The sequence below is a fragment of the Methylobacterium sp. 2A genome (assembly GCF_009806555.1).
Lineage (GTDB): Bacteria > Pseudomonadota > Alphaproteobacteria > Rhizobiales > Beijerinckiaceae > Methylobacterium.
Map to the genome: position 1 here is coordinate 42357 of NZ_VUOK01000016.1, position 14928 is coordinate 57284.

Sequence of the window (14928 nt, forward strand, 5' to 3'; positions counted from 1 at the left end):
GAAGCTTCAATGCGTGGCTATCGCCTTGGCGGGATCGAAGGGCTGGGCGGCCGAGAGCGTGTCCTTGCTCATGTTGAGCACCGCCGAGAAGCGCTCGCCGCCCGGCCGCAGCACGATGGCGCCGGGTTCCACCGCGATGCGCTTGCTGCCGAGGCCGAGGAAGCCCCCGACGTCGAGCACGACCGCCTTCAGGGTCCCGCCATCGGTGATCAGCAGATCGTCGATCTTGCCGACGCTGTCGCCCGCTTGGTTGCGCACCGCGACGCCGATCATCTTCGAGGTCAGGAACGCCACGGGCTTGAGGCCCTGACGCTTCGCCGCATCCTCGGCATTGGCGGCTTCCATCAGCCGGCTGGCCCCGGTGCCGCTGGTCGAGGTTCCCGGCCCGGTGCCGGGCAGGATGGTGCCGTGGCCGATCACGCTGGCATCCTGGGCGTGCGCCGGAGCGGCCGCGAGGCCGAAGGCTGCCAGCAACAGGAGAAGGATTCGGCTCCGCATGGCTGATCGCTCCGCTGCGCCCGCATCCGTCGAGGCGCCGCGGGCACAATCGCCCGGTTCCGGTCCGGTTCCGGCCCTGCATGTCGCACCCGCCTTCACCGGGCCGGCGGGGCGCCATGCAGGGGGGGCGCCATGCAAGAAGGGGCCCGGCCTTGCGGCCGGACCCCCTCAAGCACGAGCCCGACAACCCGGCTGCGTCGGTCGACCTTAGTACGAGCCGAACTTGTAGTTCACGCCGGCTCGGACGACCGCGAACTCGGTCTTGGCGGCGCCGCCGTTGAGATAGGCCACGCCGTTCGGCGGCAGGAGGCTCGGGACATAGACGCCGGCCGCGGCGTTCTTCTGCCGATCGAGGCTCACGTACAGGCCTTCGACCTTCAGGGTGACGGCGGAGGAGTGGAAGAAGTTCAGGAACGAGTCGGTGGGCAGGGCGTACTCGATGCCGCCGCCGACTGCGTAGCCGGTGCGGAAGCTGTCGCGGAAGCGACGGCCGGCGAAGTTCTGGTCGTCCTGGCCCGAAGCGTAGGCGTAGCCGCCGGTGGCGTACACGAGGGTGCGGTCGAAGGCGTAGCCGAGGCGGCCGCGCGCCGTGCCGAAGTAGTCGAGACCGTTGCCGCTGGTGGCGACGAAGGCGCGCGGACGGCCGAAGGCGTTGCCCGGGTTTCCGAAGCCGACGTAGTCCTGCGTGCCGTTCGCGCGGCGGGCGAAGTCGACGTACTGGGCGTCAGCTTCGAAACCGATCACGACGCCCGAACCCGGCGTGAACTGGTAATTGTAGCCGATCTGCGCGCCGCCGCTGAAGCCGTCGTTGTTCGCGCGATTCCGCACGCTGATGACCGCGTTCGTGTTCTCCGAGTTGACCACGGAACCGTACGGCAGGTTGTAGTTGGTGGTCCGGCGGTTGGTGGCATCGAAGCCGTAGCCGGCGTTCACGCCGAAGTAGAACCCCGTCCAGGTGAAGACCGGCACGGGCGTGAAAGCGGGCGGCGGGGCCGCGCGGCGCGGCAGGTCGGCCGCCGAGGCCGCTGCAGTCATGCCGACGAGCACAGTCGACGCAAGGAGAAGCTTCTTCATAATTCCAAAGGTCCTGGGTTAGCGGGAGCCGGCGATCTTCTAGGCGCTCTCGACCGCAAGGTCTGTCGCTTTCATGCAACAAGGATCGTCAGACTAGGCGGATCGAATCAACAAACTGCGAAGACTTGTTCGCGCTTACATCGACAATAGAGGTCAAATTAATACGTTTCATTGCCTGTTTATTGGAGATATGGTCTTTAGATATCAGATAAATTAGAGCTTATCTTATGGATATGCGATCGAACTGCTGAAATAGCGTCGAGCATTGTACGGTGACGGCGCACCGATGCTGGCCTGACGCCGTCTGGTTTTGGCGTCGTCGGGCGGCGCGTTGCGTAACGTGCGCTTAACTCTGCGGCCGGATGCTTGCCGGCTGAAGGTCGGGCGCACGCTCGGTGAAGTGAGTCGCCCATGCAAAGCCGTCACGATCGGGCGCCGAGACCTTTCGGCAGGCGGCGGCTGACAGACCCGGCCCGCGCATCGGACTGGCAAAGGCCCGATTCATCGGTGAGCCTCCTCGCCTGGACTCTGCGCGTGTCGGCTGTCGTCGGGCTCCTGGCGAGTGTGGGCACGATGCAACTGGCCCGCTGGATCAAAGCCGGCGACGCGCCCACCCGGATTGCCGGCGCGGCGGATCCGGTGACGGCCGACCCCGGGGTGACGGGCGCCATCGCGGTCTCCGGGGCCGCGCGGGCCACGCATCTGGACCCCTGTTTCCTGCCCGCCGCGGACCGCCTGCGGCCCTGATCGCCTGTGCGTGGCGAGGCAGGCCTGCGCATTGCGAGATTGACAAGCCGCGCCAAGCCCCTAACTGACACCGAGAATGCGCCCCGCGGCCCCGGGAGCGTACCAGCGCCCCGCGCGAGCCTTCCCCAGCCGTTGCCGCGACGGTGTCCATCGCGCCGGCCGGGCGCGCAACGGTTCCTGAACGCAGATGCCTTTTTCCGACCTGGGACTGAGCGAGAAAGTCCTGAACGCCGTGGAAGCGGCGGGTTACACCGAGCCGACGCCGATCCAGGCCGAGGCCATCCCCCACGTGCTGGCACGCCGCGATGTCCTCGGCATCGCGCAGACCGGCACCGGCAAGACGGCCGCCTTCACGCTGCCGATGCTGACGCTGCTGGAGAACGGCCGCGCCCGGGCCCGGATGCCGCGCACGCTGATCCTCGAGCCGACGCGCGAACTCGCCGCGCAGGTGGTCGAGAATTTCGACCGCTACGGCACCAACCACAAGCTCAACGTGGCGCTGATCATCGGCGGCGTGTCCTTCGCCGATCAGGACGCCAAGCTGATGCGCGGCACCGACGTGCTGATCGCCACGCCCGGCCGCCTGCTCGACCATTTCGAGCGCGGCAAGCTGCTGCTCACCGGCGTCGAGCTCTTGGTCATCGACGAGGCCGACCGGATGCTCGACATGGGGTTCATCCCCGATATCGAGCGGATCGCCAAGATGGTGCCGTTCACCCGGCAGACCCTGTTCTTCTCCGCGACCATGCCGCCGGAGATCGAGCGGCTGGCCGACATGTTCCTGCACAACCCGCAGCGGGTCGAGGTGGCGCGGCCGGCCTCCACGGCGACCACGATCACGCAGCGCCTCGTCGCCACCGGCTCCGAGGGGCACGCCAAGCGCGAGCGGCTGCGGGACCTGATCCGCGGTGAGGCGGAGCTCAAGAACGGCATCATCTTCTGCAACCGGAAGCGCGACGTCGCCCTGCTGCAGAAATCGCTGGTCAGCCACGGCTTCGACGCCGCCGCGCTCCACGGCGACATGGACCAGCGCGCCCGCACCACCGCCCTCGACGCGTTCCGGAACGGCGAGACCGCCCTGCTGGTCGCCAGCGACGTGGCGGCCCGGGGCCTCGACATCCCGGCGGTCAGCCACGTCTTCAATTTCGACGTGCCGCATCACCCGGAGGATTACGTCCACCGGATCGGCCGCACCGGCCGCGCGGGCCGGACCGGCACCGCCTACACCCTCGTCGCCCCGGAGGATGCCCGGTCGCTCGGCGCCATCGAGGCGCTGATCGGTCAGCCGATCCCGTGGCTCGACGGCGACCTGTCCACCGTGGCCGAATCGTCCGGCGAGACCGGCACCCGGCATCGTGGGCGTTCGGGCGAAGGCCGCCGCGGGTCCCGATCGAAAGGCGCCGGGAAGGTCGCCGAGGCCGCGGAGCGCCCGAAGGCGCGCGGCGGCCGCGGCGGATCCGCTGCCCCGCGGAGCGAGAGCCGGCCCGCACCGGAGCCGCGCCGCGACGAACGGGTCCGGGACGAGCGCCGGAGCCGGAACGAGGCGGAGGGTGATACCCCCATCGGCCTGGGCTCGCACGTCCCCGCCTTCCTGCTTCGTCCGGTCCTGGCGAAGAAAGAGAAATAACCGGGTCTATTCCGGCTTAACTTTCCCGCTACCACCCTGCCGTACATTGATTTTCGGGCGCGATGCCGTGACGCATCGAGGGCCTGCGGGCGGCGGGACGGGCATGAGCCAGGAGACCCATTCGGATCGTGACCGCAGCTTCGCGCTGGCGAAGCGGGCGCAGGATCTGATTCGCGACTACGGCCCCTCCGCGACGCCGCGCGCCTACGCGGTCTGGTACACCTACGTGTCGGCGGAGCTTCCGCTGCTCAGCGATGCCGTGAAGCGCCTGACCACGCAGAATGGCGGCCTCACCGAGGCCGATATCGACGCGCTGCACGAGACGTATCTCGACGGGCGGCGGCTGGCGAGCGCGGCCGGCGACATCAGCGGCGTGGTCCTGAGCGAGATCGCGGCGGTCACCGAGATTCTCGATCTTTCCCTCGGCTCCACCACCCAGTACGGCGAATCCCTGCGCGGGCTGGCGCAGGACCTCGCGCAGGGCCTGCCGAGCGGGGCGCGGCTCGGCGAGATCGTGGCGACCCTGGTCTCCACCACGCGCGAGGTCGCGGTGAACAACCGGGTGCTCGAAGCGCGCATGCGCGAGAGCCGCAGCGAGATCGAAACCCTGCGCGAGAAGCTGGAGGCGACCCGCCTCGAAAGCCTCACCGATGCCCTGACCGGCCTCGCGAACCGCAAGCAGTTCGAGGAGACCCTGAAGGCGGCGATCGAGGGAGCCCGCCTGCGGGCCGGCCCGATGAGCCTGATCATCCTCGATATCGATTTCTTCAAGCGCTTCAACGACCTGTACGGCCATCTCACGGGCGATCAGGTGCTGCGGCTCGTCGCCATCGTGATGCGCGAGAAGGCGGGCAAGGACGCCCATCTCGCCCGCTTCGGCGGCGAGGAGTTCGGCATCGTCCTGCCCGGGGCGGACCGGGCCGGGGCGCGGCAGGTGGCCGAGACTGTCCGTACCGCCGTGATGGGGCGGGAACTCGTCAAGCGTTCGACGGGCGAGTCGCTCGGCAAGATCACGGTGTCGCTCGGCGTCGCGGTTCTGCGCCCGGGCGACACGCCGGCCTCGCTGATGGAGCGCGCCGACCTGTGCATGTTCGCGGCCAAGCGCGGCGGCCGCAACCGCGCCGTGGACGACACGGCCGAGGCCCTATCGCAGGTGGCGTAACAGGTTTCCAAAGGACGGGTCCTTTGGTGGGGTGTCGGGGTGAAACCCCGACGAAGAACGGCCCTTCCACCCCCTTCGAGGGGGTGGAAGGGCCGTACCGCAGGGCTCCGCCCTGCACCCGCGAAAGGGCTCGCCCTTTCGAAACCCGGGATTTCAGACCGGTGCCGGCACCCGATCGGCGGAGACGGGCGTGATCGCCACCGACTCGCCGCAGCCGCAGGCCGAGGTCTGGTTCGGGTTGTTGAACACGAACTGCGACGCGAGTTTGTTGGTGGTGAAGTCCATCTCGGTGCCGAGCAGGAACAGCACCGCCTTCGGATCGACGAAGACCCGCACGCCCCGATCCTCGACCACATCCTCGCCGGGCTTCGGGCTTTCCGCGTATTCCATCGTGTAGGTCATGCCGGCGCAGCCGCCGTTGCGGACGCCGACGCGCAGGCCGGCGATCGGCCGGTCGGCATCCGCCATGATCGCCTTGATCCGGTCGGCGGCCCGATCGGTCAGCGAGAGAACCTTGAACCCAGTCGACATCGTCACCCTCCCGCCCATCCGGGTTCAAGGCCCGGGGACGCGCATTCTGACGCCCACAAGATAAGCATTGGGTTGCACCCGGTCCACCGCGCCCGGGTCACACCCGCCCGGCATTCGGCGCCGAAGCGGCGTGCCCGATCGCAAGGCGATCAGGGGATCCCACCCAACCCCCTCATCCTGAGGTGCCCGCGTCAGCGGGCCTCGAAGGAGGGCTCCAGAAGACGCCACGATCCCTGGAGGTCTCCTTCGAGGCCTCCGCTGCGCTCCGGCACCTCAGGATGAGGCGGAGGGTTGGATCGCCGATTCCGGGACTTCCGAAGGGATGCCGTATGGCTCCCGACCCAACTCCGCTCAGGCCCCGCCGGCGGTGAGCCGCGCGAAGGTCGCGAGATCGACGTTGCCGCCGCTGATCACCACGCCGACCCGCTTGTCCTTGACGTCCACCAGCCCGTGCAGCACCGCCGCCGCCGCGAGGCAGCCGGTCGGCTCGACCACGATCTTCATCCGGCTCGCGAAGAACCGCATCGTCTCCACGAGCTGATCGTCGGTGACGGTCACGATATCGGCGACCCGCTCCCGGATGATCGCGAAGGTGAGCGGGCCGAGCGCCGTCGATTGCGCACCGTCGGCGATGGTGCGGGGCACCGGGATCGTCACGATCGCGCCGTCGCGGAACGAGCGCTGCCCGTCATTGCCGGCCTCCGGCTCGACGCCGATCACCCGGCAGCCCGGCGAGAGTTCCGCGGCGGCGAGCGCGCAGCCCGCGAGCTGGCCGCCGCCGCCGAGGCAGGCCACCAGCACGTCGAGTTCGCCCACGGTCTCGATCAGCTCCTGGGCGAGCGTCCCCTGCCCGGCGATGACGTCGGGATGGTTGAAGGGCGGGATCAGCGTCAGGCCCCGGGGCTCCGCGATCGACCGGCCGAGCGCCTCGCGGTCCTGGCTGTAGCGGTCGTAGAGCACCACCTCGGCGCCGTAGCCGCGGGTGCCCTCGATCTTCGCCGCGGGGGCGTCCGCCGGCATGATGATCGTGGCCGGGGCGCCGAGCAGCCGGCTCGCCAGGGCGATGGCCTGGGCGTGGTTGCCCGACGAGAAGGTGATCACCCCGCGGGCGCGCTCCGCCTCGGACAGGGCGCTGATGGCGTTGTAGGCTCCGCGGAACTTGAAGGCCCCGGCCCGCTGCAGGTTCTCGGCCTTGAAGAACAGTTTTGCGCCGGTCATCGCGTCGGCGGTGCGGGAGGTGAGCACCGGCGTGCGGTGCGCGACGCCCGCGATCCGGTCGGCCGCCCGGGCCACATCGGCATAGGTGGGCAGCCCGCCGGCCGCCTCGATCGATTCGCCCCGCATCGGATTCCGCCCCGCGCCCGCTTCTTCCCCGGACGAGTCATACGGGCGAACGGCCCGCGCCGCATCCCGCGCCCATGCACAGCCGGAAGCGGAGCCATTCGCCGGCTCAGGGCTTAACCCGGCGGGATCATCGCGGCTGAGCTTGGGGGGCGGCATCGCATGCGGACGGGATCGAGCGGACGCCACAGCGCGGGGGCCGCCCGGTTGGCCGACGGGACGGCCCGGTGAGCGGCTGGGTCCGGGAGCGTCCGCCGGGCGACGGCGCGACCGAGGTCACGTTCCGGGGCCGCGGGCTGGCCCTGCGCGCTGGCGGGCGGCTGATTCTTCTGGTGTGTCCACTCTGCTCGCAGCGGAACGCGCCGCGGGGGGCCGAGCGGGGGATCTGTGAATGGTGCGCGTATGTGCCCTCGCCGGAGGAGGCGGAGCCGGTGGAGGTGGGGCGGGGTTGAGTGAAGTAAGAGCTCCTCACAAAACTCCCGGACACCGGACATGTCCCTCTGGCCGCGACAGCGCGGCGGGAGTTTTGTGAGAGGCTTTAAGACCCCTAATTGGCATAGGAAGTCAATTTGTTCGTATCACGCCGGGCAAGCGCGTCGAACAGCCCAACCCAAACACCCTTCGGCGGCCTACGCACGAAGTGATTGTAGAGGGTCTTCTTCGGGCGCTAAATTTCGCGCGGTGCGTCCGTCTAACGGAGTCCGGAGTTCATCCCGTGGACCATGCCACTGATCACGCGCCGGCCGTCCAGACGCTATAGCAGCAGTGAGAGGTTTGCGAGTTTAAATGATCGCCTTGAATTATGCGACGTCCTGGGAGATCATGGCGTAACGGCATCAATATTGCTTCATAGGATTGGCAATAGAGATCCTGTGGCCGGGGTTGCTGAGGTCAATCAGTGGTGATTCACTGCCGAAAGTTCGGTCCTAGCCTCATGGCTTCAACGGGCAAGGCTGCTATCTGAAGCTGGATATGAGTGGCAGGGGATTATAAGCAGCTTCCATAGGCTTGTGCATCTACGAAGAAACTGGGAACTATGAGGCTATCTTTGGCAAATACATTCTTTGTAACTCCATTTCCGTCAACAGTCTGATGACTCATCCAGAGAGAGTTTTGGAACTTAGATGCGTCCCAAACATAAGTTACAAAATCAACACGGCTTGTTGATTTGATGAATCTAGCTATCGTTTCATTCAGTTCGGCTTGTGAGATGGAGTCTGGGCCAATTTGAACTTTAAAGACAATTGATCCAGGCTCCCCCTTTGCCAATTGACTCTTTGCATCCTTTAAGAAGTCAATCACTCTCTTAGGGCTCTTGAGGGTTTTGTTTCTGGCCTTCACTTCCACATTCAAGATTGGCTTCTCAAGAAAGCCATAAACCTTCAAGTCGAAGTCGCTTCCGCGGGCATTGGTTGGCACGACGAAATCGACATGATCGGCTACCTTGGCGAACAAGTTGGCGGTATATAGCTCGTAATAGGCACCTTCAAAATCTTTCAGCTTTGCTCTTTTTATGAAGCTCTCGAATCCCGCCGCAGATTTGAGCTTCCAGATCATATGAGCTAAATGGATCGCAATTACATCAGACTTTTTTGCGAATAAAGGCTGCTTATCACCAAAGCTTGTACATTCATTGGCCCAGAAATCACCTCCAAGACTGTTGATTATGACTGTGTGAGCTAAGCCAATTTCAACGGCGTGTGCGAATCCGAGACGAGTAAGATCTTGCATTGTCTCCCACATGACTGCCGGAGTGAGATTGTGCAAGCCTGGATTCCTGGACATTGGATAATTGCTCGGTGTGCCTCAATTTAGGAATAGCCGCGGACGGCCCGTGGTGGTTGAGAGCGCGATGTGAACGGCCTGAATGCCTTCCAGAAGACTGCTATGGAAAGTATCTCAGACCAGGACCGCATGGTCGCTGCGTGTGCCTCGCGCCAGAACGGCAACCAATTCAAAAGGTAGCGCATCTTGTGGAATGATGGGGTCGAGAAGGGACCCGCATAGGCCGGAGCGCGCGCCAGCAATAGCGGACCGACAGCCAACAGGAAGGCACAAGCCCAAGCGGCCTTCAGGCGGTCCCTTAGGTCGCAGGGAAGTCGTCAGGCTCCAGCAGCGGCATGGCGCATCATAGCGCTCTCAGAGGCCGCTGGCGCCATTGTGTGGTCTAGTCAGGATGCTCGTCGGCACAATCCGGGCACAGTGAGAGCCGGCACCCGGCCCTCCTCTGGCTGACCCTGGGCTTGACCCAAGGTCTGATAACCACCTGGCCTCCTTCGGCTAACGGCTTGTTTTGAAGGAGCTTTTGGTCAACGTCACGCCCTACGTATGGATCACCTTCCCATACGCATCCAGCACGCTCTCGTGCATCATCTCGCTGAGCGTCGGGTGCGGGAACACCGTGTGCATCAGCTCCTCCTCGGTGCTCTCCAGGTTCATCGCCACCACGTAGCCCTGGATCAGCTCGGTCACCTCGGCGCCGACCATGTGGGCGCCGAGCAGCTGGCCGGTCTTGGCGTCGAACACGGTCTTGATCAGCCCGTCCGGCTCGCCCAGCGCGATCGCCTTGCCGTTGCCCGCGAAGGGGAAGCGGCCGACCTTCACGGCAAAGCCCTGCTCCTTGGCCTTGGCCTCGGTGAGCCCGACGCTGGCGATCTGCGGCTGGCAATAGGTGCAGCCCGGGATCTTGGCCTTGTCCATCGGGTGGGTGTGCAGGCCCTTGATGGTCTCGATGCAGAGGACGCCCTCGTGCTCGGCCTTGTGGGCGAGCATCGGCGGGCCGGCGACGTCGCCGATCGCGTAGAGGCCGGGCACGTTGGTGCGGCCGAGCCCGTCCGTCACCACGATCCCGCGGTCGATCTTCACCCCGAGCTTTTCGAGGCCGATATTCTCGATGTTGCCGACCACGCCCACCGCCGAGATCAGCTTCTCCGCGGTGATCTGCTGGGTCTTGCCGTCGCCACCCTCGATGGTCGCCGTGACGGAGTTGGCGCCCTTCTCGACCTTCGTGACCTTGGCGCCGGTGAGGATCTTGATCCCCTGCTTCTCGAAGCGCTTGCGGGCGAGGCCTGCGATCTCGGCATCCTCCACGGGCAGGATCTGCGGCAGCAGCTCCACCACGGTCACCTCGGCGCCCATGGTGCGGTAGAACGAGGCGAACTCGATGCCGATGGCGCCCGAGCCCATCACCAGCAGGCTCTTGGGCATCGTCTCGGGGACCATGGCCTCGTAGTAGGTCCAGATCAGCTTCTTGTCGGGCTCGATCCCGGGGATGGCGCGGGGCCGGGCGCCGGTCGCCACGATGATGTGCTTGGCCTGGTAGGTGCCGGCGCCCTTGGCGCCCTTCGGCGCCTCGGCGCGCTTGGATTCCTTCACGGTGACCTGGCCGGGCTGGTTGCCCTTCGCGACGCTGTCGACCGCGGCCTCGCCCCAGATCACGTCGACCTTGTTCTTCTTGAGCAGCATGCCGACGCCGCCGTTGAGCCGGCCCGAGACGCCGCGGGAGCGCTTCACGATCGCCGCGGTGTCGAACCCGACCTTCTCCGCGGTCAGGCCGTAATCGCCGGCGTGCTGGAAATAGTGAAAGATCTCGGCCGAGCGGAGCAGGGCCTTGGTGGGGATGCAGCCCCAGTTCAGGCAGATGCCGCCGAGATGCTCGCGGTCGACCACGGCGGTCTTGAACCCGAGCTGCGCCGCCCGGATCGCCGTGACGTAGCCGCCGGGCCCGGCGCCGATGATGAGGACGTCGTAGGTGTCGGACATCGTGTCTCAGCTCTCCGCTGTGGGGCGCGCGACCGCACCGTCGTTGAGGCGGCGATCAGGGCGAGGTCTCCAGCGCGCTCAGCCGCTGCTCCATGGCCTTGATCGTCTTCTTGATCGACTGAAGATCCGCCTTCGCCTGCGTGCCGAGGCCGGTCTCGTAGGCGACGTAAATCTCCAGCTCTTCGAGCTTCTCGGTATGACCCGTCAGGGTTGTCTTGATCACCGCGACATCGCACTTCACCTCGGCGATGTCGCTCTGCATCCGTTGAAGGACCGGCAGGACCAGATCGGTGACTTCGGACACGCGACTCTCCTTTGATCGCTCAGGCGATCATAGCAGGGTCGCCCCTCACACCAGCATGCCCATCGGGTTCTCGATCAGCCCCTTGAAGGCCGAGACCAGCTCCGCGCCGAGCGCCCCATCGAGCACCCGGTGGTCGCAGGACAGGGTGCAGGTCATCACCTGGACCACGGCCGGCGCCCCGTCCTTCACGACGACGCGCTTCTCGCCCGCGCCCACCGCCAGGATGCTCGATTGCGGCGGGTTGATCACCGCGGTGAAGTGCTTGATCCCGAACATGCCGAGATTCGACACCGAGGTGACGCCGCCCTGATATTCTTCCGGCTTCAGCTTCTTGGCGCGGGCGCGCGCCGCAAAATCCTTCATCTCGTTGGAGATGGTCGAGAGCGTCTTCTCGTCCGCCCGGCGGATCACCGGGGTGAACAGCCCGCCGTCGATCGCCACCGCGACGCCGACCTCGGCGTGCTTGAACCGCAGGATCCGGTCCTCGGCCCAGACCGCGTTGGCGGCCGGCACGCGGGTCAGCGCGAGGCCCATCGCCTTGATGACGAAGTCGTTCACCGAAAGCTTGAAGGCGGGCTTGCCGTCCTTGTCCTTGCCGGCCGACCCGTTCAGCGTCTCGCGCAGCTTCATCAGCGCGTCGAGCTCGCAATCCACCGTCAGGTAGAAGTGCGGGGCGACCTGCATCGCCTCGGTGAGGCGCTTGGCGATGGTCTTGCGCATGCCGTCGAGGGGGACCTCCTCGTAGGCGTCCTTGGCGAAGAAACCCTTGACCTGGTCGGCCGTGAGCCCGGCCGGCGCGCCGCCCGCGGGGGCGGCCTTCGGAGCCGGGGCCGCCTTCGGCGCCTCGGCGGCGGGCTGCGCGGCGGCGGGCGCCTTGGTGGCGCCGGAGGCCTTCGCGGCCTGGACGTCGCGGGCGATGATGCGGCCGTGCGGGCCACTGCCCTGGACGGCGCCGAGATCGACGCCCTCCTGCTTGGCGATCCGCCGGGCGAGCGGCGAGGCGAAGACGCGGCCGCCCGAACCAGCCTGGGCGCCGGCCTGTGGGGCGCCGCCCGGCTGCGCGCCCTCCGGAGCGGCGTTGACCCGCTCGTACGCCATGTGGCCGCCGCCGGGCGTGGTGTTCTGATTGGCAGCCGAGGCGTCGACCTTCGGCTCGGGCTTCGCCGCCCCATTCGAGGCCGCCTTGGGCGCGCCGCCGGCCTGCACGCTCGACGGGTCCTCGCCCTCGGCGGCGATGATGGCGATCAGGTCGTTGACCGGCACGTCCGCGGTGCCCTCGGGGACGAGGATCTTGGCGAGGACGCCCTCGTCGATCGCCTCCACCTCCATGGTGGCCTTGTCGGTCTCGATCTCGGCCAGCACGTCGCCGGACTTGATCGGATCGCCCTCCTTCTTCAGCCACTTGGCGAGGTTGCCCTTCTCCATGGTGGGCGACAGCGCGGGCATCAGCACGTTGATCGGCATGGCATCAGGTCTCGGGCAGGGCCGGGGCGGCCGGATCGTCGAAGGGGAAGAGGTCGTCGAAGGGGAACGGCACGGCGTCGAAGGGTGGCAGGGCCACGGTCTCGCCGCGCTGGATCGTGGCGAGGAGGACCCAGCGCCCGTCCGCGAGGGCAAAGCCTTCCAGCACGCCCGCGGCCGGGTCCAGCAGCCAGAGGTGACCGACGCCGGCCTCCCCGTAGATTCGGCGCTTGCGGCCGCGATCCAGCCGGACCGTGGCTGGCGACACGATCTCGCAAACCCAATCCGGTGGCGTCGTGATGAAGGCGTCCTGGGGCTCGGTTTGTAACCGTTGGCGACGCCAGCCGGCGAGATCGGGCACCAGCACCTGAGGACCGAAACGGAGTTCCGACCGGCTCATGAAGATCCACGCGTCCGGGTCATTCCGTCTGCGCGGCATGCGGGAGCCGAGCAGAGCTGCCAGGGAGAACGCGGTTGCCCCCAGCAGAGGAGGCCGTCCCCGCGGATGCGTCTCCAGCACCCCGTCGATGATCTCGGCGACGCGATGCTCCGGGACCGCCTCCAGATCCGCGTAGGTCGCCTGCCGGAGAACCGCCTCAGCCATGGTCGGACGCCATCGCTAGTTGAGGCCGCCGGGGTCGAGCCCCTCGGCCTCCCAGCCGGCGCGGATGCGCTCCAGCGCCTCCTCCTCCGACAGGTCGGTCTCCAGCGCGTAGGCGCGGGCCGCCTGCCGGGCGAGGTCGATCAGCAGCCTTCCCCAGGTCGCCGGATCGTCGAACGAGCGGCGCAGCGCCACGCTCACCGCGCCGTCGACCACAGCCGCGCGCAGCACCTCGATGCCGCCCTGTTCCAGGGCGTCGGGCGGGATGGCGAGTTCGGCGAAGTCGCTGTTGGAATTCTGGCTCATGGCGCGCCGGCTGTTCCTCGATCCTGCCGGGGCGGGCGACGGGGCCGCCCGCGCGCCGGTCACTTGTAGCAGACGCTCTTGGCGGCCTCGACCACCTCCGCCACCGTCGGCAGCGCCAGCTTTTCGAGGTTGGCCGCGTAGGGCATCGGCACGTCCTTGCCGGTGATGCGCAGGACCGGGGCGTCGAGGTAATCGAAGGCGTCCGCCATCAGCCGCGCCACGATCTCGGCGCCGACGCCGGATTGCGGGAACCCCTCCTCCACGGTGATGCAGCGGCCGGTCTTCTTGACCGATTCCACCACCGTCGCGCTGTCCATCGGGCGGATCGTGCGCAGATCGATCACCTCGGCCTCGATCCCCTGCTCGGCCAGCGCCTGCGCGGCCTTGAGCGCGTAGGTCATGCCGATCGCGAAGGACACGATCGTCACGTCGCTGCCGGTGCGGTGGATCTTCGCCTTGCCGATCGGCAGCACGAAATCGTCGAGCTTCGGCACCGGGAAGGACTGGCCGTACAGGATCTCGTTCTCGAGGAAGATCACCGGGTTCGGGTCGCGGATCGCGGCCTTGAGCAGGCCCTTGGCGTCGGAGGCCGTGTAGGGCGCGATCACCTTGAGGCCCGGCACGTTGGAGTACCAGGCGGAATAGTCGTGGCTGTGCTGGGCGGCGACGCGGGCGGCCGCGCCGTTGGGGCCGCGGAATACGATCGGGCAGCCGAGCTGGCCGCCCGACATGTACAGGGTCTTGGCCGCCGAGTTGATGATCTGGTCGATCGCCTGCATGGCGAAGTTGAAGGTCATGAACTCGACGATCGGCTTCAGCCCGGCGAGCGCCGCGCCCACGCCGATGCCCGCGAAGCCATGCTCGGTGATCGGTGTGTCGACCACGCGCTTCGGACCGAATTCCTGCAGCAGGTTCTGGGTGACCTTGTAGGCGCCCTGATACTCGGCGACCTCCTCGCCCATGATGAAGACGTCGCCGTCGCGGCGCATCTCCTCGGCCATGGCGTCGCGCAGGGCCTCGCGGACGGTCTGGGTGACCATCGGCGTGTCGGCCGGGAACTCCTCCATCACCGGCTCCTGGGCCTTGTTGGTGATGACGGACGGGGCTGCGGGCGCCTTCGGGGCGTCGTCGCCGGTCTTCGCGGCCGGAGCGGGCTTCTCGGTCAGGCCCTCGGCCTGCATGTCGGGCGTCGGGGCCGGATGGCCGCCCGCGCCGTTGGTCTTCGGCGCGCCGCCGGACTGGACGCTCGCCGGATCCTCGCCCTCGCCCGCGATGACGGCGATCGGCGTGTTGACCGCGACGCCCTCGGTGCCCTCCGCGATCAGGATCTTGGCGAGCACGCCCTCGTCGATCGCCTCCACCTCCATGGTGGCCTTGTCGGTCTCGATCTCGGCCAGCACGTCGCCGGACTTGATCGGATCACCCTCCTTCTTCAGCCACTTGGCGAGCTTGCCCTCCTCCATGGTGGGCGAGAGGGCGGGCATCAGGATGTCGGTCGCCATGCTCAGCTCTGC

At 67.2% G+C, this 14928-nt stretch carries 14 protein-coding genes and 1 pseudogene; 3 read left to right on the forward strand and 12 right to left on the reverse strand.

The features are described 5' to 3' along the window. Positions 1 to 6: 6 nt before the first annotated feature. Both FVE89_RS07965 and FVE89_RS07970 read right to left on the reverse strand, forming a co-directional pair. Positions 7 to 498 carry a PRC-barrel domain-containing protein gene (locus FVE89_RS07965; protein ID WP_160533506.1) on the reverse strand — a complete coding sequence of 164 codons (492 nt, stop codon included), beginning with the start codon at positions 496 to 498 and terminating at the stop codon, positions 7 to 9. A gap of 207 nt (positions 499 to 705) precedes the next feature. Next, positions 706 to 1572, reverse strand: a complete 867-nt coding sequence (locus FVE89_RS07970; RefSeq protein WP_160533507.1) for a porin family protein — start codon at positions 1570 to 1572, stop codon at positions 706 to 708. 507 nt (positions 1573 to 2079) lie between these two features. Here FVE89_RS07970 and FVE89_RS07975 point away from each other — a divergent pair. From FVE89_RS07975 to FVE89_RS07985, 3 genes are all read left to right on the forward strand, one after another. Beyond that, positions 2080 to 2319: a hypothetical protein gene (locus FVE89_RS07975; RefSeq protein WP_160533508.1), complete on the forward strand. Its 240-nt coding sequence runs from the start codon at positions 2080 to 2082 to the stop codon at positions 2317 to 2319. Positions 2320 to 2506: 187 nt separating this feature from the next. Further along, positions 2507 to 3946 (forward strand): DEAD/DEAH box helicase, encoded by a 1440-nt coding sequence (locus FVE89_RS07980; RefSeq protein ID WP_160533509.1) that lies wholly within the window; start codon positions 2507 to 2509, stop codon positions 3944 to 3946. 103 nt (positions 3947 to 4049) lie between these two features. Further along, on the forward strand, positions 4050 to 5108 hold the full coding sequence (locus FVE89_RS07985) for a GGDEF domain-containing protein (RefSeq protein WP_160533510.1): 1059 nt from the start codon (positions 4050 to 4052) through the stop codon (positions 5106 to 5108). Between the two features lie 153 nt (positions 5109 to 5261). Here the strand turns inward: FVE89_RS07985 and FVE89_RS07990 are convergent, their stop codons facing one another. The 10 genes and pseudogenes from FVE89_RS07990 to FVE89_RS08030 all read right to left on the reverse strand — a co-directional run bounded on the left by FVE89_RS07990 (position 5262) and on the right by FVE89_RS08030 (position 14916). After that, on the reverse strand, positions 5262 to 5639 hold the full coding sequence (locus FVE89_RS07990; protein WP_160533511.1) for an iron-sulfur cluster assembly accessory protein: 378 nt from the start codon (positions 5637 to 5639) through the stop codon (positions 5262 to 5264). A 351-nt stretch (positions 5640 to 5990) separates the two neighbouring features. Then, positions 5991 to 6983 (reverse strand): threo-3-hydroxy-L-aspartate ammonia-lyase, encoded by a 993-nt coding sequence (locus tag FVE89_RS07995; RefSeq protein WP_160533512.1) that lies wholly within the window; start codon positions 6981 to 6983, stop codon positions 5991 to 5993. Between the two features lie 580 nt (positions 6984 to 7563). Beyond that, positions 7564 to 7734, reverse strand: a pseudogene (locus tag FVE89_RS30985) (IS5/IS1182 family transposase); the annotation flags it as partial. Between the two features lie 233 nt (positions 7735 to 7967). Continuing rightward, positions 7968 to 8747 carry a hypothetical protein gene (locus FVE89_RS08000; protein ID WP_160533513.1) on the reverse strand — a complete coding sequence of 260 codons (780 nt, stop codon included), beginning with the start codon at positions 8745 to 8747 and terminating at the stop codon, positions 7968 to 7970. A 555-nt stretch (positions 8748 to 9302) separates the two neighbouring features. Then, entirely contained in the window at positions 9303 to 10742 is a 1440-nt protein-coding gene (gene lpdA, locus FVE89_RS08005; RefSeq protein ID WP_160533514.1) for a dihydrolipoyl dehydrogenase, read from the reverse strand. A 55-nt stretch (positions 10743 to 10797) separates the two neighbouring features. Beyond that, entirely contained in the window at positions 10798 to 11046 is a 249-nt protein-coding gene (locus tag FVE89_RS08010; RefSeq protein ID WP_342389962.1) for a hypothetical protein, read from the reverse strand. A 45-nt stretch (positions 11047 to 11091) separates the two neighbouring features. Further along, the gene (locus tag FVE89_RS08015; RefSeq protein ID WP_160533515.1) at positions 11092 to 12510 is read right to left on the reverse strand and encodes a pyruvate dehydrogenase complex dihydrolipoamide acetyltransferase; all 1419 of its coding nucleotides are present in this window, start codon (positions 12508 to 12510) and stop codon (positions 11092 to 11094) included. Between the two features lie 4 nt (positions 12511 to 12514). Continuing rightward, on the reverse strand, positions 12515 to 13111 hold the full coding sequence (locus tag FVE89_RS08020; protein ID WP_160533516.1) for a Uma2 family endonuclease: 597 nt from the start codon (positions 13109 to 13111) through the stop codon (positions 12515 to 12517). Positions 13112 to 13126: 15 nt separating this feature from the next. Continuing rightward, positions 13127 to 13414 (reverse strand): DUF5076 domain-containing protein, encoded by a 288-nt coding sequence (locus FVE89_RS08025; protein ID WP_160533517.1) that lies wholly within the window; start codon positions 13412 to 13414, stop codon positions 13127 to 13129. 59 nt (positions 13415 to 13473) lie between these two features. Further along, entirely contained in the window at positions 13474 to 14916 is a 1443-nt protein-coding gene (locus FVE89_RS08030; RefSeq protein ID WP_160533518.1) for a pyruvate dehydrogenase complex E1 component subunit beta, read from the reverse strand. Positions 14917 to 14928 lie beyond the last annotated feature (12 nt).

Coding starts and splice junctions, on each gene's coding strand:
- FVE89_RS07965 (WP_160533506.1), bottom strand. CDS start 498: ATGCGGAGCCGAATCCTTCTCCTGTTGCTGGCAGCCTTCGGCCTCGCG.
- FVE89_RS07970 (WP_160533507.1), bottom strand. CDS start 1,572: ATGAAGAAGCTTCTCCTTGCGTCGACTGTGCTCGTCGGCATGACTGCA.
- FVE89_RS07980 (WP_160533509.1), top strand. CDS start 2,507: ATGCCTTTTTCCGACCTGGGACTGAGCGAGAAAGTCCTGAACGCCGTG.
- FVE89_RS07985 (WP_160533510.1), top strand. CDS start 4,050: ATGAGCCAGGAGACCCATTCGGATCGTGACCGCAGCTTCGCGCTGGCG.
- FVE89_RS07990 (WP_160533511.1), bottom strand. CDS start 5,639: ATGTCGACTGGGTTCAAGGTTCTCTCGCTGACCGATCGGGCCGCCGAC.
- FVE89_RS07995 (WP_160533512.1), bottom strand. CDS start 6,983: ATGCGGGGCGAATCGATCGAGGCGGCCGGCGGGCTGCCCACCTATGCC.
- lpdA (WP_160533514.1), bottom strand. CDS start 10,742: ATGTCCGACACCTACGACGTCCTCATCATCGGCGCCGGGCCCGGCGGC.
- FVE89_RS08015 (WP_160533515.1), bottom strand. CDS start 12,510: ATGCCGATCAACGTGCTGATGCCCGCGCTGTCGCCCACCATGGAGAAG.
- FVE89_RS08020 (WP_160533516.1), bottom strand. CDS start 13,111: ATGGCTGAGGCGGTTCTCCGGCAGGCGACCTACGCGGATCTGGAGGCG.
- FVE89_RS08025 (WP_160533517.1), bottom strand. CDS start 13,414: ATGAGCCAGAATTCCAACAGCGACTTCGCCGAACTCGCCATCCCGCCC.
- FVE89_RS08030 (WP_160533518.1), bottom strand. CDS start 14,916: ATGGCGACCGACATCCTGATGCCCGCCCTCTCGCCCACCATGGAGGAG.